This is a genomic window from Bacillus sp. MT(2024) (genome assembly GCF_036362845.1).
Classification (GTDB): domain Bacteria; phylum Bacillota; class Bacilli; order Bacillales; family Bacillaceae; genus Bacillus; species Bacillus velezensis.
Genome location: NZ_CP143632.1, coordinates 1,599,583 through 1,618,455, shown reverse-complemented (window position 1 = coordinate 1,618,455; position 18,873 = coordinate 1,599,583). Strand labels below are relative to the sequence as shown.

The 18,873-nt window shown below is 46.5% G+C and carries 22 protein-coding genes; all 22 read right to left on the bottom strand.

Annotation, left to right across the window (positions count from 1 at the left end):
* Positions 1–27: 27 nt before the first annotated feature.
* The 22 genes from sigD to VP472_RS08085 are packed head-to-tail and all read right to left on the bottom strand — an operon-like array spanning position 28 to position 18,871.
* A complete protein-coding gene (gene sigD, locus VP472_RS08190; protein WP_003154217.1) occupies positions 28–792 on the bottom strand; it encodes an RNA polymerase sigma-28 factor SigD in 765 nt (254 codons plus the stop codon).
* A gap of 26 nt (positions 793–818) precedes the next feature.
* Positions 819–1,319 (bottom strand): chemoreceptor glutamine deamidase CheD, encoded by a 501-nt coding sequence (cheD, locus tag VP472_RS08185; RefSeq protein WP_003154219.1) that lies wholly within the window; start codon positions 1,317–1,319, stop codon positions 819–821.
* Positions 1,316–1,945, bottom strand: a complete 630-nt coding sequence (gene cheC / locus VP472_RS08180; protein WP_014417781.1) for a CheY-P phosphatase CheC — start codon at positions 1,943–1,945, stop codon at positions 1,316–1,318. Before cheC ends, cheD begins: the two co-directional genes overlap by 4 nt.
* Before the next feature lie 15 nt (positions 1,946–1,960).
* Positions 1,961–2,434: a chemotaxis protein CheW gene (gene cheW / locus VP472_RS08175; RefSeq protein ID WP_003154225.1), complete on the bottom strand. Its 474-nt coding sequence runs from the start codon at positions 2,432–2,434 to the stop codon at positions 1,961–1,963.
* A gap of 22 nt (positions 2,435–2,456) precedes the next feature.
* A complete protein-coding gene (cheA, locus tag VP472_RS08170; RefSeq protein WP_017417784.1) occupies positions 2,457–4,475 on the bottom strand; it encodes a chemotaxis protein CheA in 2,019 nt (672 codons plus the stop codon).
* Positions 4,476–4,480: 5 nt separating this feature from the next.
* Positions 4,481–5,548 carry a protein-glutamate methylesterase/protein-glutamine glutaminase gene (locus VP472_RS08165; protein WP_017417783.1) on the bottom strand — a complete coding sequence of 356 codons (1,068 nt, stop codon included), beginning with the start codon at positions 5,546–5,548 and terminating at the stop codon, positions 4,481–4,483.
* On the bottom strand, positions 5,545–6,438 hold the full coding sequence (locus tag VP472_RS08160) for a MinD/ParA family protein (RefSeq protein ID WP_020955825.1): 894 nt from the start codon (positions 6,436–6,438) through the stop codon (positions 5,545–5,547). The genes VP472_RS08165 and VP472_RS08160 overlap by 4 nt, the downstream gene beginning before the upstream one ends.
* Positions 6,435–7,526, bottom strand: coding sequence for a flagellar biosynthesis GTPase FlhF (gene flhF, locus VP472_RS08155; RefSeq protein ID WP_146276778.1), 1,092 nt, complete (start codon positions 7,524–7,526; stop codon positions 6,435–6,437). The genes VP472_RS08160 and flhF overlap by 4 nt, the downstream gene beginning before the upstream one ends.
* Positions 7,526–9,559, bottom strand: a complete 2,034-nt coding sequence (gene flhA / locus VP472_RS08150; RefSeq protein ID WP_003154231.1) for a flagellar biosynthesis protein FlhA — start codon at positions 9,557–9,559, stop codon at positions 7,526–7,528. The genes flhF and flhA overlap by 1 nt, the downstream gene beginning before the upstream one ends.
* 33 nt (positions 9,560–9,592) lie before the next feature.
* Entirely contained in the window at positions 9,593–10,672 is a 1,080-nt protein-coding gene (flhB, locus tag VP472_RS08145) for a flagellar biosynthesis protein FlhB (protein ID WP_007409787.1), read from the bottom strand.
* Complete coding sequence (gene fliR / locus VP472_RS08140; RefSeq protein WP_146276776.1) at positions 10,672–11,451, bottom strand: flagellar biosynthetic protein FliR; 780 nt, start codon at positions 11,449–11,451, stop codon at positions 10,672–10,674. The genes flhB and fliR overlap by 1 nt, the downstream gene beginning before the upstream one ends.
* Positions 11,452–11,457: 6 nt before the next feature.
* Positions 11,458–11,727 carry a flagellar biosynthesis protein FliQ gene (gene fliQ, locus VP472_RS08135; protein WP_003154234.1) on the bottom strand — a complete coding sequence of 90 codons (270 nt, stop codon included), beginning with the start codon at positions 11,725–11,727 and terminating at the stop codon, positions 11,458–11,460.
* Positions 11,728–11,741: 14 nt separating this feature from the next.
* Positions 11,742–12,407 carry a flagellar type III secretion system pore protein FliP gene (gene fliP / locus VP472_RS08130; RefSeq protein WP_007409786.1) on the bottom strand — a complete coding sequence of 222 codons (666 nt, stop codon included), beginning with the start codon at positions 12,405–12,407 and terminating at the stop codon, positions 11,742–11,744.
* The gene (gene fliZ / locus VP472_RS08125) at positions 12,400–13,053 is read right to left on the bottom strand and encodes a flagella biosynthesis regulatory protein FliZ (protein ID WP_146276774.1); all 654 of its coding nucleotides are present in this window, start codon (positions 13,051–13,053) and stop codon (positions 12,400–12,402) included. The genes fliP and fliZ overlap by 8 nt, the downstream gene beginning before the upstream one ends.
* Before the next feature lie 14 nt (positions 13,054–13,067).
* Positions 13,068–13,430 (bottom strand): chemotaxis protein CheY, encoded by a 363-nt coding sequence (gene cheY, locus VP472_RS08120; RefSeq protein ID WP_003154238.1) that lies wholly within the window; start codon positions 13,428–13,430, stop codon positions 13,068–13,070.
* A gap of 26 nt (positions 13,431–13,456) precedes the next feature.
* Positions 13,457–14,593 carry a flagellar motor switch phosphatase FliY gene (fliY, locus tag VP472_RS08115; RefSeq protein ID WP_146276772.1) on the bottom strand — a complete coding sequence of 379 codons (1,137 nt, stop codon included), beginning with the start codon at positions 14,591–14,593 and terminating at the stop codon, positions 13,457–13,459.
* Positions 14,583–15,581: a flagellar motor switch protein FliM gene (fliM, locus tag VP472_RS08110; RefSeq protein WP_003154240.1), complete on the bottom strand. Its 999-nt coding sequence runs from the start codon at positions 15,579–15,581 to the stop codon at positions 14,583–14,585. The genes fliY and fliM overlap by 11 nt, the downstream gene beginning before the upstream one ends.
* A gap of 33 nt (positions 15,582–15,614) precedes the next feature.
* Entirely contained in the window at positions 15,615–16,034 is a 420-nt protein-coding gene (gene fliL, locus VP472_RS08105; RefSeq protein WP_014305005.1) for a flagellar basal body-associated protein FliL, read from the bottom strand.
* Entirely contained in the window at positions 16,031–16,246 is a 216-nt protein-coding gene (locus tag VP472_RS08100) for a swarming motility protein SwrD (RefSeq protein WP_003154243.1), read from the bottom strand. The genes fliL and VP472_RS08100 overlap by 4 nt, the downstream gene beginning before the upstream one ends.
* 39 nt (positions 16,247–16,285) lie before the next feature.
* Positions 16,286–17,062, bottom strand: a complete 777-nt coding sequence (gene flgG, locus VP472_RS08095; RefSeq protein WP_003154244.1) for a flagellar basal body rod protein FlgG — start codon at positions 17,060–17,062, stop codon at positions 16,286–16,288.
* A 24-nt stretch (positions 17,063–17,086) separates the two neighbouring features.
* The gene (gene flgD, locus VP472_RS08090; protein WP_003154247.1) at positions 17,087–17,527 is read right to left on the bottom strand and encodes a flagellar hook assembly protein FlgD; all 441 of its coding nucleotides are present in this window, start codon (positions 17,525–17,527) and stop codon (positions 17,087–17,089) included.
* On the bottom strand, positions 17,528–18,871 hold the full coding sequence (locus VP472_RS08085) for a flagellar hook-length control protein FliK (protein WP_146276770.1): 1,344 nt from the start codon (positions 18,869–18,871) through the stop codon (positions 17,528–17,530).
* Positions 18,872–18,873 lie beyond the last annotated feature (2 nt).

Here is an 18,873-nt window from a genome sequence, read left to right as displayed (position 1 = left end):
GTTTTTCACTCGCTAACCATGAGTTCATTATTGAATTACTTTTTCAAGCAGGTGCTTTAATTTAAACAGCGCCTTTGAATGAATCTGTGAAATCCGCGACGTCGAAAGGTTCAGGACTTGTCCGATTTCGGTCAAAGTCAGTTCTTCTTTATAGAATAAACTGACGACAAGCTGCTCTTTTTCAGAGAGCTCGTGAATTTTGCCCGCAAGCTGAGCGATCAGCTCGTCCTTCATGATTTTTTCTTCCGGCGGCACATTTTTGTCATCTCTGATCATCACTTGAATATTCTCACCGTCATCCTGGTCGTGAAGCTTTTCATCAATTGATAAGAGATTGGCAAAAAAACCTTCATTCATCGTTGATACTACGTCCTGTTCCGTCATGCCCAGCTCTTCTGCGATCTCTGAAGGCGTCACATTCCGAAGGTAGCGCTGTTCAAGTTTTTCGATTGCCGCTTCGACTTTTTTTGTCTTCTCCCGTGAAGTTCTGGGCAGCCAATCTTCTTTACGCAGCCCGTCGATGATTGCACCGCGAATTCTAAACGAGGCATAGGTATCAAATTTTAAATCCCGGCCGGGGTCAAATTTTTCCAGGGCATCATATAAACCAAGCATACCAAGGCTCATTAGATCGTCTTTATGCACCGATTTCGGCAGTCCGACGGAAATTCTGCCGACATGATATGTGACCAGCGGCATGTAACGGCGCATTAAATCATCACCGGCTTTAGGATCTTTCCACTCTTTCCAGCGCGACCAAAGCACCTGATCTTCATAATTCAAGGATTGCATTGTTATCCCCCTACCTCATACCTTTATTAAATCGTTGTTTCACCTTGTTTAACAGTTCGAATGTGCAGCATGCAGGACTTTGGCTCAAATTCAATCGTCCGGCCGCTTGAGCCGCCCGTATCTTCACTGATGACCGGAATGTTATACAATGAAAGCTGCTCTTTGATAGCCGCTACATTCCTCGGACCGATTTTCATCAGGTCGTTTGTCATTTTAAACTTAAACATCTCCGCTCCCCCGGCGAGTTTTGCCTTCAGGGCAAACTTGCGGCAGCCGGCTTTCAAAAGCATATCAATTGTCATCTTAACGGCGGTGTCCGCGTATTTTGCACGGTTGAGCTCCGCCGTTTTTGATAAACCGGAGTCCGGCAGCATGACGTGAACGAGTCCTGCCGTTTGTTTGTCTTTATCGTATAAAACCAGCCCCACGCATGAACCGAGTCCCGAGGTTCGGATTTTATCCGGGTAACGCGCGACTTGAACATCCGCAATCCCCACTTTAACGACTGCGGCTTCCGCACGGCTCATAAAGCCGCACCCAATGAGACGAAGAGCTTTTCAAAAGAATCATAGTCCGGGAGCATAAACATATGGGCTTTGAGCTCCTGCCGGCTGCCCTGGTCAAAAATAGAAGTATCCACGACAATGGCATGCTCTCCGACTTGGCTGAGCTCCATCAGTCCTTCACTGATAACCGCGCCGAACATATCAAGTGAGATTTCCGGCACGCTCGGGTAAATCTCAAGCTTTGTCAAATCAGCCAATGCCGTTAAATAGGAGCCTGCTAAAATATTGCCAAACTCATGTAAAGCAGAAGAACTCAAATGATCTTCACCCAACTGGTCAATATCAAAATCCGGATTTCCGATCAGCTCTCTGATAAACTGTTCCGCTTGATCAAAAGGCATGATGAGAAAGATAGAACCGGTCATGTCGCCTTCCATTCTTAAAAAGATACTGGCGACCGGCGTTTCAGCCCCGCCGAAAAAATCAGCGAGCTCATCAAATGTCAATAAAGTCGCAAACGGCACTTCCATGTCTATCTTTCTGTTCAGCAGCTGAGCCATGGCAGAAGCCGAGTGACCCGCCCCGATATTTCCGACTTCCCGCAAAATATCCATCTGCTCTTCTTTGATCGCTTCAAACTTACTCATGTTGTCTTTTCCCCTTTAAGCATTCGGCTCTCCGGACGCAGATGCCGAAGCACCTTTATCCAGCACCGCATGCGCATCGATAATATTGAGGAGCCTGTTATCTTGCTTGACGATCTGTTTAATCCACACATCCGTTTCCTTTGTCTGGCTTTCAGGCGCGGATTCAATTTCATTTTCATGCACGGTGATGACGTCATTGGCCTCATCCACGACCCATCCGACATCGGCGTCACGGTAAGAAATGATGATAATCCGTGTCTCTTCTGTGATGTCCTGTTCAGGCTGGTTCAGACGTTTTCTTAAATCAAGAACCGGGGTAATCACTCCGCGTAGATTGATAACGCCGCGGATATAAGATTCCACCCCCGGGACCCTCGTCGGTTTTTGCCACTTTTCAATTGATTTCACCTGGGAAACTGAGATAGCGTATTCTTTCCCGTTTATCATAAACACAATCATTTTTTCACCTGTTTTGATTTCAGCAGTCATGCGGGCACCTCCTCGTGTCGTTTTAGTAGATCAGCGCATTGCAATCAATAATCAGCGCCACTTCTCCGTTTCCGAGAATCGTAGCGCCGGAAATCGCAAAGACGTTCGTCAAATAGTCGCCGAGTGATTTCAGTACGACTTCCTGCTGTCCGATAAAAGAGTCCACGACAAAAGCAGTGGATTTATCGCCCTTTTTCACGACGATTACATGGAACTGATCGGCATCCTGTTTTGAATCCGTAATGCCGAATTCTTTTTTCAGATAGACAATCGGAACGATTTGGCCTCTGAAATCAATCACTTCTCTGTCATGCGTCTGCAGGATATCTTTCTTATCAATAACAGCCGTCTCTATAATAGAAGAAATCGGTATCGCAAACGTCTCTTCTTCCAGTTTAATGAGAAGAACGGATATAATTGAAAGTGTCAGCGGAAGCTGGATACTGAAAAGAGAACCTTGACCTTCCGCGGATTTGACACTGACAGAGCCGCCGAGTGATTCGAGTTTATTTTTTACGACATCCAGGCCGACGCCCCGCCCTGAAATGTCAGAAATTTGATCGGCAGTCGAGAAGCCAGGAGCAAAAATAAGCTCGTAAATCTCATTATCTTCAAGCGTTTCAGCATCACGTTCGGTGATTACACTCCGCTCGAGCGCTTTTTCAAGAATTTTCTTTCTGTTCAGGCCGGCCCCGTCATCTTCAACCTCAATAAAGACATGATTGCCGCTGTGATATGCCTTAAGCACGACATGACCCGATTCCGGTTTTCCTTTATTCACCCGCACTTCAGGCGATTCAATGCCGTGATCGATGCTGTTTCTGATTAAATGCACAAGCGGATCGCCGATTTCATCAATCACCGTGCGGTCCAGCTCCGTTTCAGCTCCGATGATGGACAATTCGATTTTCTTGTTTAATTCCTTTTGAAGCTGGCGGATCATTCTCGGGAAACGGTTAAAGACGGTTTCTACCGGCACCATCCGCATATTAAGAATAATAGACTGAAGGTCGCCCGAAATTCTGGTCAGGCGTTCAACGGTTTCAGTCAGCTCATTGTGGTCAAGCTCTTTGGCGATCTGCTCAAGACGTCCGCGGTCAATGACAAGTTCTTCAAAAAGATTCATTGAAGAATCCAGTCTTTCAATGTTGACACGAATCGTTTTCGAGCCGCTGTGATGCTTCGGCTGTTCTTCCGTTTTCGCTTGCGGCTTCGGCGTTTTTTCAGCCTTTTTAACCGGAGTTTCCTTCACCGGTTCAGCCGCTTGCGGTTTTTCGGCCGTTTTTAACGGCGCACCGGCAGAAATTTCGACTTTCTCCACTTCTGAAATGCCGCTGATGAGTTCTTTAATTTCTTCAGCAGGCTGCTTTGTCAAGAAACACACCTGAAAATCCGTTCCGAAATCTTCCGTCTCAAGTACTTCCGCGGCGGGTATCGTTTTTGCGACTTCCCCGGCTTCATTCAGCTTTTCAAATATCATGTACACGCGCACGGCTTTGAGCATGCAGCTTTCATTCAGGGAAACCGTTATTTCATAGCGGCTGAATCCCTGCTCTTCCGCCTCTTCAATAACAGTCCGTTCGAACTCATCATAATTCCATTCAGTTGAAGTCTGTTGTTTTGAAGCCGGCGGTTCTGCTGTTTCGGCTGAAGCCGCAGTCTCATGCACCGCATTTACGTCGAGCTTAGCACTTACTTCAGAAATATCACGTTTGCCGTCTCCTCCGTCAATAATGGACTGCACCATCTCTTCAAGATGATCAAGCGCTTCAAACAGCACGTCCAGCCAATCCGATGTAACGGGCATTTCTCCGTTGCGGATGGCGTCCAGCACATTTTCCATCAGGTGGGTTAAATGCGCCAGATCTGTATATCCCATCGTTGCGCTCATGCCTTTCAGCGTATGGGCAGCTCTGAAGATGTCATGCACAAGCTGAAGGTCTGCCGGATCTTTTTCCAACAGCAGCAGCTTTTCGTTACATGTCTGTAAGTGCTCTTTACTTTCATCAATAAAGACATCTAAATATTGATTCATATCCAATTGATTCACACCCTCTCTTTTTTCACACATCCGGTGATGGATGCCGCGATATCTTCCACATGTTTAATCTCATGAATGAGGCCCGCCTTTATCGCTGACTTCGGCATTCCGAACACAACACAGGATTCGTCCGATTCCGCAATCGTTTTAACGCCGCCTGTTCTGAGCATTTCTTTTACGCCTTCGGTTCCGTCGCTGCCCATGCCTGTCATAATGACGGCTACCTTTTCGTAATCGGATAAGCGGCTTGCCGACCGAAACAAATAATCGGCTGACGGTTTATGCCGGCTTTCCGTATCATGAACGTCAAGAATGATGCGGAGCCTTCCGCCTTCCTCTGCAACCGTCATATTTTTTCCGCCGGGCGCGATGTACACCCATCCGTCTTTCGCTTCTTCACCGTTTTCCGCTTCTTTGACCTGAATATCTGACAAATGGTTGAGTCTGTCTGCAAGTGAAGCGGTGAAGCCTTCAGGCATGTGCTGAACGACAAATACAGGCGCCTTTAAATCCTTCGGCAGTTTCGGAATCACCTTTTGCAGAGCCCGCGGTCCGCCTGTAGAGGTCGCGATGAATACGGCCTGCTTGGCGGATTTTGCTTTCGGTCTTTCAAATCCCGCCAAAGCCGGACGTTCCGGGATAGAAGGCTCTTTCACTGCCGCCTCAGGTTTTTGGGCGCGGGACAGCCCGGCTGCAATCACTCTCTCAATCAGCTGCTCTTTAATTTTATAAAGATCAAGTGAAATCGATCCGGAAGGCTTGGTGATAAAATCAAAAGCGCCCATTTCCAGGCAGTTGATCGTTCGGTCCTTCCCTTGCTGTGTCTGGCTCGATACCATGATGACGGGAAGTTTATATATGCTGATGATCTTCCGTAATGTATCCGTTCCGTTCATGACCGGCATTTCAATATCAAGCGTGACAACATCCGGTTTGAGAAGCTCTATTTTCTTCAGCGCCTCTTCCCCGTTTCTGGCTGTCCCGATGACTTCTATCTGCACTTCCGCAGCCAGAAAATCGGTAATCATCTTTCTCATAAAAGCTGAGTCATCAACGACAAGCACACGAATCACTGTAAAGTCCTCCTCAATAAAAAAGAAGATAATCTCTCAATAAATGCCGGTTTCTCTTCTCTTGGTTTGTTTTCTTCCGTTTGAAACAAGACATCCGTCAGAAGACGGACGGACCTGCTGGCTTTTGCTTGAGGACTTTTTATTAAAAAAGGCACCTGGTCAATGACAGCTTGACTTACTAGCGGATCATCGGGTATGGAGCCGGCGAAACGCACCTCCGCGCCTAAAAACGTGTGAATCGCATGAGAAAGGCGGTTGTACGTGTCCAGCGCCTGTTTTTGGGCGCGGGCGCGATTGACAGCAATGTTTACGGTCAGCCGTTCATCCGCGAGCAAAAGATGTTTGATCGCGCTGTAGGCATCCATAATGGCCGTCGGCTCAGGCGTTGTCACGGCGAGAATGTCTTCCGCCGATAAAATAAACGGCAGCTGTTCTTTTGAAAGTCCCGCTCCCATATCAAACAGAACGTAATCAAAATCGCTTAATACAGCGGAAAGACCATTCATAAAAGCCGACCACTTCTCTCTGTCTGCTTGATAGATCGCCTCAAGCCCCGTTCCTCCGGATATGTAGCGAAGGCCTTTCGGACCGGAGGAAAGTGATTGAGCCAATGCATGCCGATTCTCCATCACATCAATAATGGTGCGGGAAGAAGCAGCGCCGATCAGCACATCAATGTTGCCCATTCCGATGTCAAGATCAATGATGAGTGCTTTTTTTCCTTTTTCCTGCAGGGCAACTGCCATGTTTAATGTTAAATTAGATTTTCCGACGCCGCCTTTACCGCTGATGACGGCTAATGTCTTCGCTTTTTTCTCATAAAGCTCCGGCTTGATCATTTGCCGCTCTCTCATTTTCCTTCTTAATGACTCTGCCTGATCGGGTTTCATGCCAAAAGCATCCTTACAAACTCTTTTGGTGAAGCCGATAGGATATCTTCAGGCACATCCTGTCCATTTGTCAAATAGGCGGCGCCGATTCTTGATTCCGACAGCACTTGAAACACGGAGCCGAGTGAGGCGGTTTCATCCGTTTTCGTGAAAATGAATTGATTGACCGGCACACCGGAAAACTGTTTCAGCACCTGTTTCATATCTTCATATTTTGCAGATGCCGATAATACGAGAAAGGATTGTAATCCTGATTCAAACGGAATCATCTCTTGTAATTCCGTAATATACTGCTCTTCTTTAAAGTTTCTGCCGGCTGTATCAATGAAAACATGGTCGTATTCAGCGAATTTTTCCAGTGCCTTCAGACATTCTTCCTTTGAATAGCATACTTCAAGAGGAGCCTGAAGCAGCTCCGCATATGTCTTCAGCTGCTCGACCGCGGCAATCCGGTAAGTATCCGTCGTCATAAAGGCAATTTTTTTATGCTCTGTCAGCATTGATGAGGCCGCAAGTTTCGCAAGTGTAGTCGTTTTGCCGGCCCCGGTTGAACCGAAAAGCACGACGTATTTTGATTGAATCCCTTCCTGCCACCTGTCTGCCAAAGGGAGTTTTTTCACTAACAAATCCTGCAGTTTTGAGCTGACATTATCTTCAGTTAAATCTCCGGAAACAATTGAAGAACTGAGCAATTCACTGAGTACGGCGTTTTGCGTATGATCAGGAAGCCCAGCTTGCTTCAATAGTCTCTCGGCTTTTTTTAATGGTTCAGGGAGCACTTCTTTCAAATGCGCCAGTTCGCCGGAAATACTTTGATCCGGAAGACGCGGCGGCTGAACAGGCTCAGCTTTCTCCGCCGTTTCCGTCTTTTTCATTTCTCCAGCGGCAGCCGGCGGCGTTTTTCTCGCTTCCCTGACGTCACGATCTAAAACCGCTATCACTTCGACGGCCTGCTGCGACCGCAGCCCCAGCCATTTTCGTTTCTTTACTTGTTTGGAATGTAAAATAACGGCATCATTGCCGAGTTCCTTTTTGATTTGCTTCGCGGCATCCTGCATTGAAGCGGCTGTAAATTTTTTTATTTTCATTAAATATCCACCACTCCAATGCTCTGTACTTCAACATTTGCTTCCAGCTCATTATAAGAAAGAACCGGAAGATCAGGGAAATACCGTTCTAACAGCTGTTTTACATACATTCTGACAGCAGGAGAGCAAAGAAGAATCGCTGACTCCTGACGGATGGAAAGCTGCTCGGCCTCTTTAGCGACAGAACGGATGATGCTGTCTGAAACCTCAGGATCGAGTGACAGGTAATTGCCCTGTTCAGTCTGCTGAACCCCGTCTGCAATCGCTTTTTCCACCCGGCCTGAGCATGTGATGACCTTCAGCGTTTCATGCTCTCTCGCATATTGTGCCGTGATTTGTTTGGCAAGCGACTGTCTCGCGTATTCTGTCAAAAGGTCTGAATCTGTCGTTAATCTTCCGTAATCGGCAAGAGTTTCAAAAATGGTCACCAAGTTTCTGATTGAAACTTTTTCTCTCAGCAATTTGGCAAGCACCTTTTGAATATCGCCGACAGAAAGAGGGTTTGGCGTGACTTCCTCAACAAGCACAGGATAATTTTCCTTCAGATGATCGATCAGCTGCTTTGTTTCCTGTCTGCCGACCAGTTCGTGAGCATGCTGCTTAATTTTTTCTGTAATATGCGTAGATACGACTGACGCCGGATCAACAACTGTATACCCCAGCATGTCCGCTTCATCTTTTGCAGCTTCGCTGATCCATTTTGCGGGAAGTCCGAACGACGGTTCAATCGTTTCAATGCCTTCAATGACGTCATCTTCAGGCGTCGGTGACATCGCTAAGTAATGATCCAGCAGGAGCTCTCCTTTAGCGACTTCATTGCCTTTAATTTTCAATCTGTATTCATTCGGCTGGAGCGCGATATTATCCCTGATGCGCACAACCGGAATGACAAGTCCCAATTCAAGCGCAAGCTGACGTCTGATCATGACGATGCGGTCAAGAAGATCACCGCCCTGCCCCGCGTCTGCAAGCGGCACGAGTCCGTATCCGAACTCAAATTCAATCGGATCAATATGTAAAAGCTGCACAACGCTTTCCGGGCTTTTCAGTTCATCCGCCTGAGCCTCTTCTTCAAGAATTTCTTCCTCTTCTTCGCTCGGCTTATCCGCTTTGGACAGCATATAAGCGCCGAATGCAAGCAGACCGGCGATCGGCCCCGTCAGCAGAATGCCGATCGGTGTAAGCAGACCGAGCAAAAGTACAGTTCCCGCGGCTACATACAAGAGCTTCGGATAAGCAAACAGCTGGCCTGTAATATCGTGACCGAGGTTTCCTTCAGAGGCCGCTCTCGTCACGACAATCCCCGTAGCCGTTGAAATGAGCAAGGCCGGCATTTGAGAAACGATACCGTCACCGACCGTCAGCATTGTAAAGTGAGACGCAGCTTCTTGTATGCTCATCCCCTGCTGCAGCATGCCGATTACGATTCCGAAAATAATATTGATCATCACGATGATGATCCCCGCGATGGCATCCCCTTTGACGAATTTGCTCGCACCGTCCATGGCGCCGTAAAAATCCGCTTCCCGAGCGACTTTTTCACGTCTGTGCTTTGCATCCTGCTCCGTAATCATGCCGGCATTTAAATCCGCGTCAATACTCATTTGCTTTCCGGGCATCGCATCGAGCGTAAATCTCGCCGCCACTTCCGATACCCGCTCGGCGCCTTTTGTAATGACGATAAACTGAATAATAATCAAGATAATGAAGACAACAAGCCCTACCAGCACATTTCCGCCGACAACGAAATTCCCGAATGTCTCAACAACCTTTCCCCCTTCTCCGTGAGAAAGAATCGAACGTGTCGTCGACACATTGAGCGCAAGCCGAAACAGCGTCAATAACAGCAGCAATGACGGGAATATCGAGAATTGCAGCGGTTCTTGCATATTCATTGTGGTGAGAAGCACGATCAACGCAAGAGAGATATTAATGATGATCAAAATACTTAACAACCATGGAGGGAATGGAATCACCAGCATTGCCACAATGAGGACAACACTTATTAAAACCGATAAATCTCTTGTTGACATGCTGTTTTTCTCTCCTTTTGAATCTGAAATTCACTATACTTTTTGTTTCGTTTTATATACATAAGCCAAAATTTCCGCAATGACTTTGAAAAACTCTTCCGGCACAGCCTGGTCAATGTCAACCTGATCATATAACGCACGCGCGAGCGGCCTGTTTTCAATCGTCATGACATCGTGTTCTTTGGCGATCTGCCTTATTTTTAATGCGAGATGGTCGACCCCTTTGGCAACAATGTAAGGGGCGTCCATTTTCTTTTCATCATATTTTAAAGCAATCGCATAATGGGTCGGGTTGGTAATGATGACATCCGCTTTCGGCACTTCCTGCATCATCCGCCTCATCGCCATTTCCCGCTGCTTCTGCTTAATTTTAGACTTGATAATCGGATCACCCTCCGATTTTTTGTATTCATCTTTTATATCCTGCTTTGACATTCTGATATTTTTCTCATAGTCAAAACGCTGATATAAGTAATCAAGCCCGGCCAGCAGCATTAGAGCCCCTGATCCCGCAAGCCCCATCCAAAGCGTGAGCTTAGAAACGAAAGTGAGCACTTCCGCAGGCGTTAAAAGCGGAAGGCGGAGAATATCGCCATAATGCAGCCAGAGCACCATAAAGGCGGCAAAACCGACCACAGTAATCTTCAAAATGGATTTGACCAGTTCAACAATCGCCCTCATGCTGTAAATCCGCTTAAATCCTTTCAGCGGGCTGAGCTTATTCAAGTCAGGCTTGAGGACTTCCGCAGAAAACAGAAAACCCACCTGCATGTAATTGCTCACGACACCTGCCACAAGCGCGACCAGCATTATCGGCGCGAGAATGAGGCTGATATCTTTTACCGTATCCACGAACAGTTCATGCACGGCAGATGCTGACAGATGTAATGATATCGATTTCGTATAAAACGTTTTAATAAAGGACAGCAGCCTGTCCCGCATATAAGGACCGAGCGCGATCAGCGAAAGAAAGATAATCAGTAAAGAAACGGCTGTATTCACATCCGTACTTTTCGCGACCTGTCCTTTCTTTCTTGTATCCTTCCGTTTTTTCGGAGTGGCTTTCTCCGTTTTTTCACCGGCAAAGAATTGCAGATTCAGTCTGAGTCTCATCATGTCACACCGACCAATGCCAATAGATTCCGCATGGTTTCAACGGTAAGGCTGAAGATGTTGCGGACGACGACAAACATCACCGCCATACAAACGATCAGCATAATAAAGCTCACGGCTATTTTCAGAGGAAGCCCGACAACGAAAACATTCAGCTGCGGCACCGTTCTCGCCACAATACCGAGCGCCAAATCAACTAAAAACAGACTGGCCACAACCGGCGCAGACATTTGAAAAGCGATAATGAACATGGCATTGAAGCTTTTTGCGATAAAAAGTCCAAAGTGATCATTTCCAAACGACGGAAATGCCTGATCAAGCGGAATATACTGAAAGCTGTAATAAATCCCGTCCAATAAAAGATAATGGGCGTTTACGCTGAGCATAAATAACAGCGCCAGCGTATAAACGAATTGTCCGATCAGCGGGCTTTGCGTTCCTGATTGCGGATCAATAACATTGGCGATGGAAAAGCCCATCTGAAAATCAATAAAGGAACCCGCTATCTGAATGGCTGTCATCATCATGAAAGCAATCAGCCCGAGGCTCAAGCCCACAACGGCCTCTTTTATGACAAGCAGCATATACTGTTCCCCTATTTCTATTTCCGGCGCATGTTTCAGCGTGCTGAAGCAGATCATCGAAAGAAAAAAAGCAAAGCCGATTCGGTGAACCGCCGGCAAATTCCGATGTCCGAACACCGGCACCGTTACAAAAAAAGCAGAGATTCTGATAAAGACCAATAAAAAAGCGGGAAATAAATCAATGATGGAATTCATTTGATTCTACCCTGCAAATCGGTTCAGATGAGAGAACAGATCAGTTGTGAACGAAAGAATCGTCGACAGCATCCAAGGACCGAAAAAGATCAGTCCAAGCATCACCGCCACGATTTTCGGAATGAACGCTAGCGTCTGTTCCTGGATTTGAGTTGTCGCTTGAAAGATACTGACGAGCAAACCGACGATCAGCGCGATCGCAAGCAGCGGCCCGCTGATCATTAGTGTTACATATACGGCTTTTTCCGCCATGGAAATTACAAATTCTGAACTCACAATTAGCACCTACCCTAAAAGCTGTCAAGCAAAGATTTCACGATTAAATACCATCCATCGACCAAAACGAAAAGCAATATTTTAAAGGGCAGAGAGATCATAACCGGCGGAAGCATCATCATTCCCATTGACATTAAGACGCTCGCCACGACCATATCGATAATTAAAAACGGAATAAAAATCATAAAGCCCATTTGAAAAGCGGTTTTGAGTTCTGATATCGCATAAGCGGGCACCATCGTCGTCAAAGGAATATCCTGAATCGATTCAGGTTTTTTCATTTTGGCATAGTTCATAAACAGCGCCAGATCCTTCTGCCTTGTATGCTTGCTCATATACTCTTTAATCGGCTTCTCGGCTTTTGTATATGCTTCATCGAGACTGATTTTGTTGTCCATCAGCGGCGTTAAGGCTTCCTTATTAATCTCTGAAAAAGTCGGCGCCATAATAAAAAACGTCAAGAACAGCGCAAGGCCGATTAAAACCTGGTTCGGAGGCATGTTCTGCGTCGCCAGTGAGGTTCTCACAAAAGACAGAACGATGACGATTCTCGTAAAGCAGGTCATCAAAATCAGAATCCCCGGCGCTACTGAAAAGACAGTCAAAAGCAGCAGTAATTTAACAGTGGAGCTGACTTCGGTCGGACTGCTTGAATTAAAAAGATTAATGAATTCATTCATGATGATAAGGGCCTTTCTTCTTTCCTTCAGAACGGCTTTGTTTCAGCTCGTTCAGCTGTTCTTTCAGCGCTTTTGAAAACGACGGAAGCATCGTTTGCGGCTTTTTTTCCCCATCCTTAAGCGGATTTACGAGCTTGGTCCATTCCACTTTTGAAGACACCGACTCTTCGTATTGGCTCAGAATCGCCTCGCGCTCTTTTTCATCTTCAATTTCTTTTAAAAGCTGTATCGTTTCGCCCACACCGACTACGAGAACGCTGTTTCCCACTTTAATCAGCTGCACGGAACGGTTTTGGCCGACTGACGTTCCGCCGATATTTTCTACATATTGAAACGGCTTCAGCAGACGGTTTCTTCTATTCATCAGTTTGACAAATCCATAGATCAGCAGAATGACAAATAATAACGCCCCGATCATCTTTACAAAATCAAAAGCGGAGACAGAAGATGCAGAAGCATCCCCTATCTCTTGATCAGCCGTTTGTTTCGATGTATCGCTTTTTTTCTCTGTTTTGTTTGTTGATTGTTTGTCAAACCATTCGTTGACGGTGGAATTGTCAGACTCCGCCGCAAAAGCAGGGAACGGATGTACATTGAGTAAAACGAAACAACAAATCAAAGCTAGTAAACCATGACTCTTTTTCAACAGTCGTACACCCTTTAGCTTAATGTTTTATTAATGGCTTCAAGCACGCGGTCCGCTTGGAATGGTTTCACGATAAAGTCTTTTGCGCCGGCTTGAATCGCGTCAATAACCATTGACTGCTGGCCCATAGCTGAACACATGATGATTTTCGCCTGCGGATCGATCTGTTTAATTTCCTTTAGAGCTGTAATCCCGTCCATTTCAGGCATTGTAATATCCATTGTCACTAGGTCGGGGGAATGCTCTTTGAATTTTTCAACTGCCTGCGCTCCGTCTGAAGCTTCAGCTACAACGTCAAAACCGTTCTTCACTAAAATATCCTTGATCATCATTCTCATAAATGCTGCATCGTCTACAATTAAAATTCTGTGTGCCATAATCTGTTTCTCTCCTCTATGTTCGCTTATTTTAAATTGTTAAGGCGGTCTGCCTGACTTAAAATATCAGTGACTCTCACGCCGAAGTTTTCTTCTATGACAACGACCTCGCCCTTTGCCACGATCCGCTGGTTGACCAGGATGTCAACAGGTTCACCAGCCAGCTTGTCAAGCTCAATAATGCTTCCCGCAGAAAGTTCAAGGATTTCTTTGACGCTTCTCTTCGTTCTGCCGAGCTCAACCGTAACGGAAAGCGGAATATCCATCAGCATATCAAGGTTATTCCTTGATCCTTGCGCCGCTTCGTTATGATCAAACGCCTGGAATTCTACCGGAGCGACTTGAACAGGAGCAGCTTTTTTTGCGGTTCCCTGTCTCTTCGGAAGCTCGGGTTTTGCCTGCGGCTCCGGCTGCATGGCAGGTTCCGGCTGCGGCGTTTCGTATGTTTCCTGTGGTTCTGTGACGGTTTCTGCAGCCTCTGACTCATGCTGGTCTGCAGTCATCAGTTCTGCGATCAGATCTTTCGCAAACGTAATCGGATAAAGCTGCATGATGCTCGAATCGATTAATTCACCGACTTTCAGACGGAATGACACTTTTACGAGCAGGTCATCCTCAGGTATTCTGTCGGTCCCTTTTTCTTCCGTCACATCCAGAAGTTCAACCCTTGGCGGAGAAATGTCAATCTTTTTACTGAATACGGTCGACATTGACGTAGCAGCCGAGCCCATCATTTGATTCATTGCTTCCTGCACGGCGCTCAGGTGGATTTCACCGAGTGACGGATCGGCGCCCCGGCCGTCTCCGCCGATCATCAAATCCGCGATGATGGCCGCGTCGCTTTGTTCGACGACGAGCAAATTGCTGCCGTCAAAGCCTTCTGTGTAGTTCACTTCAATGGCAACATACGGATGAGGAAATTCATCACTGATTTTGCTTTTTGAAATGACGGTCACACTCGGCGTCGTAATGTCCACTTTTTGATTTAAAAGAGTGGACAGCGCCGTAGCCGAGCTGCCGAACGAAATATTCCCGATTTCTCCGATCGCATCGCGCTCAAGTTCAGACAAGTTCGCCCCTTGAGGCTGTTCTGTATCCTCTGACTGACTGCTTGTGCCGTTAAGAAGAGCATCGATTTCATCTTGAGATAATCTATTGTTCATCTTGTTCACCTCTTATGTCGTGATCTAAAATTTGCACTGCCTGTCTTCGATTCACCCGGCCGGCCTGCCCTAAAAACTTCGGTTTGTTTCCGACCAATACAGTAAGAGGATCAGTCACTGATTTGTCCAGAGTTATACAGTCCCCGACTTCCAAACTCAAAAATTCTTCTATTGTCAGTTCAGAAGCGCCCAAGAGAGCCACAACGGGAATTTGAGCCGTCATGATGCGCTTTTCAAGCAGCTTCGTTTCTTCGGGCTTCGCTTCATTCCGGTCTGATTGCATCCAATAATGTACGGAAAGCTTAGGGATAATCGGCTCAAGTACGACATGGGGAATACAAAGATTAATGACACCGCTGATTTCACCTATCTGTGTATTGAGAGAAATGACAACGACTGTTTCATTTGGGGAAACCATCTGTACAAACTGAGGATTCACTTCAAATTCAGTCATTTCAGGGTCAATATCAGCAATCGATTGCCAAGCTTCTTTGTAGTTGCCCAGTGCATTTTCAAATAAGTTAGAAATAATATTCGTTTCAATTTCCGTAAGGCTGTCAGCTTTGTTATGAGTGATGCCGATGCCTCCCATGACGCGGTCCAGCATTGCGTATGCGATGGTGGGATTAACCTCCATCATGATTCTGCCTTCCATCGGATGAACATCGAATAAATTTAAAATCGTCATGTTCGGTATGGAACGGATAAATTCTTCATACGGCACCTGGTCAACTGAGCTGACGGATATATGAATATACGTTCTGAGCTTGGCGGAAAAGTGTGTTGTGAGAAGCCTCGCAAAGTTATCATGTATCCGGGTTAAACTGCGTATCTGATCTTTCGAGAATCTGAGAGCCCGTTTAAAATCATATACCTTTACTTTTTTCTCTTTAACTTCCTTTTTCAGCTCTTCCGCATCCGCCTCACCCGTGGAAATGGCGGAAAGCAGTGCGTCTATTTCATTTTGGGAGAGAACTTCTCCTGACATTTTCTTCACCTCCGTATTCTGTCAAATTTGTTTTTATTGCAGATTAAAGGAGGTAATGTACACTTTCTGAACTTTTCCTTCTTGGAGATAGCTGTTTACTTTCTCTTTTAATGATTGTTTAAACGCTTCTCTTCCTTTATCTCCCTCAATCTCTCCGGCGCTTGTGTCAGCTAAAATGGAAATGATGTTGTCTTTCACCTGAAAATCGCGTTTTTCAAGTTCTTCCTTCGCTTTAGCCGAGTCGGTTTCAAGCTTGATGCCGATACGGATGATGCTGTCAGACTTTAAGTTTGTCGTGATATCGTCGACAGACACAGTGGCTGCAACGACTTCGTCAATTGTCGGCTTTTTATCTTTGCCGGAATGTCCGCTGACGACAAAATATGCTGCCGTTCCGAGGCCGGCGATGACAACTAAAATAATCAGCAAAATGATGACTAATTTTTTCTTCATTCTTCTTCCTCTATTCCCTGATCCAGTGAAAATATTTGTATGCTATGGTAAAACGATATGACTTTTTTGAGAACTGCTTCTTCCGGTTCTTTCACTACGAACTTTTTGCCGTTGGACAGTGTAATCGTCGTGTCGGGGAAGCACTCAATCTGTTCGATAAACAGCGCGTTCAGCGTAAAAGGCTGGCCGTTTAAACGGGTGACTTGAATCATGCAATCCGGAGAAGCGGCCTAACCGCCTCTCCTCCCTCCTTACCGTTTCAGATTAACCAGCTCCTGAAGGATTTCATCTGAAGTCGTAATGATTTTTGAGTTTGATTGGAAACCGCGCTGAGCAACGATCATTTCGGTAAATTCATCTGTCAGATCTACGTTTGACATTTCAAGATAGCCTGCCAAAAGCTTACCCGTTCCGTTTTCGCCCGGAGTGGTGACTGCGCTCGCAGCTCCTGAACTTAATGATTCTCTGTAAAGATTGCCTCCGATTTTTTCCAGACCGGCGCTGTTAGGGAACGTGACCAGACCAATTTGTCCGGCATCATGAACCGCATCCCCTGCATCAGTGTATGTAACGGTTCCGTCTGCACCGATGCTGTAATCTTTCGCATCAGTCGGAATATTGATTTTGCCGCCGCCGATTTTTTCAAGGTAGTACCCGTCAGTCGTAACAAGGTTGCCTTGATTGTCCTTTCCGAAATTCCCCGCACGTGTGTAAACGATTCCCGAACCTGTATTAATCTGAAAGTATCCGTCTCCGTCAATGGCTAGGTCGGTTTTATTCTGTGTAGCCTGCGGGGCGCCGGTTGAATGAACGACATCAATGGAAGAAGTCGCGGCACCCAAGCCGATTTGTTTTGAATTGGTCACGTTTGAACCGCCGGCGACTGTCTGGCTGATCATATCTTTAAATGTAACGCGGCTTTTCTTAAATCCCACTGTGTTGACGTTGGCGATGTTATTGCCGATTACATCTAGTTTTGTCTGAAAGTTTTTCATGCCGCTGATACCGGAATATAATGAACGTAACATGTTAAATTCCCCCTGGGTTTCTTTTTATTTAGATGTTTCGCTGACGGCCGTGACATTCCACGGACTGACCTCTTTGCCATTTTCAAGCACGAGCACGTAATTGCCGTTTGAATGCTTGACTGAATTGACTGGGCTTGTCTGATCCTTCCCGTCGCTGTCGCTGAATGTGACATTTTTGCCGATCCAGTTCACATACATCGTAAACGGATCTTGATTTTCTACAAATTTAGTCATCGTCGTATTCATATTCATCATTTGCTCCAATGAAGAAAATGTCGCCATCTGGCTGATGAATTCTTTGTCATCAACCGGATTGAGCGGGTCCTGGTTTTGAACCTGTGTCATTAAGATCTTCAGAAATTCGTCTTTCCCTAAATTCGTGCTGCTGTTTACTGCGGAGGTGCTCTTCGCGTTTGAAGTGGTTGAAGCGCCCGCCGCGGCATAATCCGAGTTTACTGATGTCAACTATTCTTCCTCCATTTCATTGAGAGAAAGCTCCTCCAGCATATCTCCGAAATCGCCTGACTGCTGTTGGTTCTTCCGCTCTCTCTGTCCCTGATGCTGCTGTTTATTGTGATCGGCCGTCTGCCCGTAAACAGGCTGCTGATCCACGCTTTGAAGCGGGACTGTAAAACGGTCGACCTGGACCGACATATTCGGAAGCGACTGTTTCAGCTGAGGAAGATGCTGTTCCAGCAGCTCTTTCGCGGACTGGCTGGATGCGATTATTTTGCTTTGAAACATCCCGTTTTCGTTTGTCACCTTAATTGTGACAAATCCGAGGTTCTCGGGATTAAGACGAATCGTAAAGCTTCCGGTTGTTTTCCCGAAAGGCGTGTATTTCATCTGTTTCCAGCCGCTGATGACCTGATCCGTTAACGGTTTATTTTCTGCCGGCTGCTGTTCAGCTCCTGCGGACGCTTGCTGAATGCCGGCAAGGCTTCTCGTTCCCGAAAACAGTATATGTGCAGACAATTTGCTGTCAGGCGCCTTTGCGTGGGAAACCGTGCCGCCGTTTTGCTGTTCCGTTTTCCCGGCTGACTCTTGGGATGATTCAGATGATTGAGATAACACAAAAGCTTTCAGCTCAGTTTCAGCCATATCCCATTCCTTTGTTCCCTTTTGAGAAAGGCCCGCAAGCTGCTCCGCGACGCTTTGAAAGCTCTTCAGCTCAGCGGCTGTCATGGAGTAAAGTTTAGATGCAGATTCGTTTTTCGGAAAAAATGTCTGCCGCAGGTCTTGAATCACGCGGTCCGGAACGCCTTGTTTTTTCAATGCCTCTAATAAACGGGCGCCTTCCCGGTAAACCGCCTTTGCCTGCGTGCTGTCCGGCAGTTCCTGCTGAGATGTGAAGAGCTGGGATACGGCTTCTTGAATGAAAAGCAGGCCCTTCTCAAGCGCATCCTTGACGGAATCCCCGTCTTTTGCGGAAGAATCCGGCTCATTCGTTTCAGGCTTCGCCCCCTGCTGTTTTCCCGCTAACATGTCTTCAACGGATTCGGCAAGCTGTTTCAATAAAGGAAGAGCTGTTTCAGCCGTCTGCTTTCCTTCAAGAGCTTTTACCGCCTCAAGCAGCTGTTTAAGCTGCAATTCTTTATCTTCCGGGCCGGCTTTCAGCCAATCACCGATTTTCGATAGGGCATCATTCAGCTCTGCGTCACTTGTTTTTGTTTCATCTCCGGGCTGCCGGGGAGAAGTGATTTCCGACAGGAGCCAGTTCTGAAATAGACCTAAGCTGTTTACATTCGTCTTCACATTGCTGTTTTGCGCAGTCTGCGTACGATTACCCGTTAATTCAAGCAGCTTCAACT

Bases quoted from the DNA above. Each gene is read 5' to 3' on its own strand.
- fliP (WP_007409786.1), bottom strand. From the start codon at position 12,407: ATGAATGAATTCATTAATCTTTTTAATTCAAGCAGTCCGACCGAAGTC.
- VP472_RS08160 (WP_020955825.1), bottom strand. From the start codon at position 6,438: ATGAAACCCGATCAGGCAGAGTCATTAAGAAGGAAAATGAGAGAGCGG.
- flhA (WP_003154231.1), bottom strand. From the start codon at position 9,559: ATGTCAACAAGAGATTTATCGGTTTTAATAAGTGTTGTCCTCATTGTG.
- cheD (WP_003154219.1), bottom strand. From the start codon at position 1,319: ATGAGCCGTGCGGAAGCCGCAGTCGTTAAAGTGGGGATTGCGGATGTT.
- fliR (WP_146276776.1), bottom strand. From the start codon at position 11,451: ATGAATTCCATCATTGATTTATTTCCCGCTTTTTTATTGGTCTTTATC.
- VP472_RS08100 (WP_003154243.1), bottom strand. From the start codon at position 16,246: ATGATTCAAGTCACCCGTTTAAACGGCCAGCCTTTTACGCTGAACGCG.
- cheY (WP_003154238.1), bottom strand. From the start codon at position 13,430: ATGGCACACAGAATTTTAATTGTAGACGATGCAGCATTTATGAGAATG.
- fliY (WP_146276772.1), bottom strand. From the start codon at position 14,593: ATGAACAATAGATTATCTCAAGATGAAATCGATGCTCTTCTTAACGGC.
- fliM (WP_003154240.1), bottom strand. From the start codon at position 15,581: ATGTCAGGAGAAGTTCTCTCCCAAAATGAAATAGACGCACTGCTTTCC.
- fliL (WP_014305005.1), bottom strand. From the start codon at position 16,034: ATGAAGAAAAAATTAGTCATCATTTTGCTGATTATTTTAGTTGTCATC.
- cheC (WP_014417781.1), bottom strand. From the start codon at position 1,945: ATGAGTAAGTTTGAAGCGATCAAAGAAGAGCAGATGGATATTTTGCGG.
- cheW (WP_003154225.1), bottom strand. From the start codon at position 2,434: ATGACTGCTGAAATCAAAACAGGTGAAAAAATGATTGTGTTTATGATA.
- sigD (WP_003154217.1), bottom strand. From the start codon at position 792: ATGCAATCCTTGAATTATGAAGATCAGGTGCTTTGGTCGCGCTGGAAA.
- flhB (WP_007409787.1), bottom strand. From the start codon at position 10,672: ATGAGACTCAGACTGAATCTGCAATTCTTTGCCGGTGAAAAAACGGAG.
- flgG (WP_003154244.1), bottom strand. From the start codon at position 17,062: ATGTTACGTTCATTATATTCCGGTATCAGCGGCATGAAAAACTTTCAG.
- flhF (WP_146276778.1), bottom strand. From the start codon at position 7,526: ATGAAAATAAAAAAATTTACAGCCGCTTCAATGCAGGATGCCGCGAAG.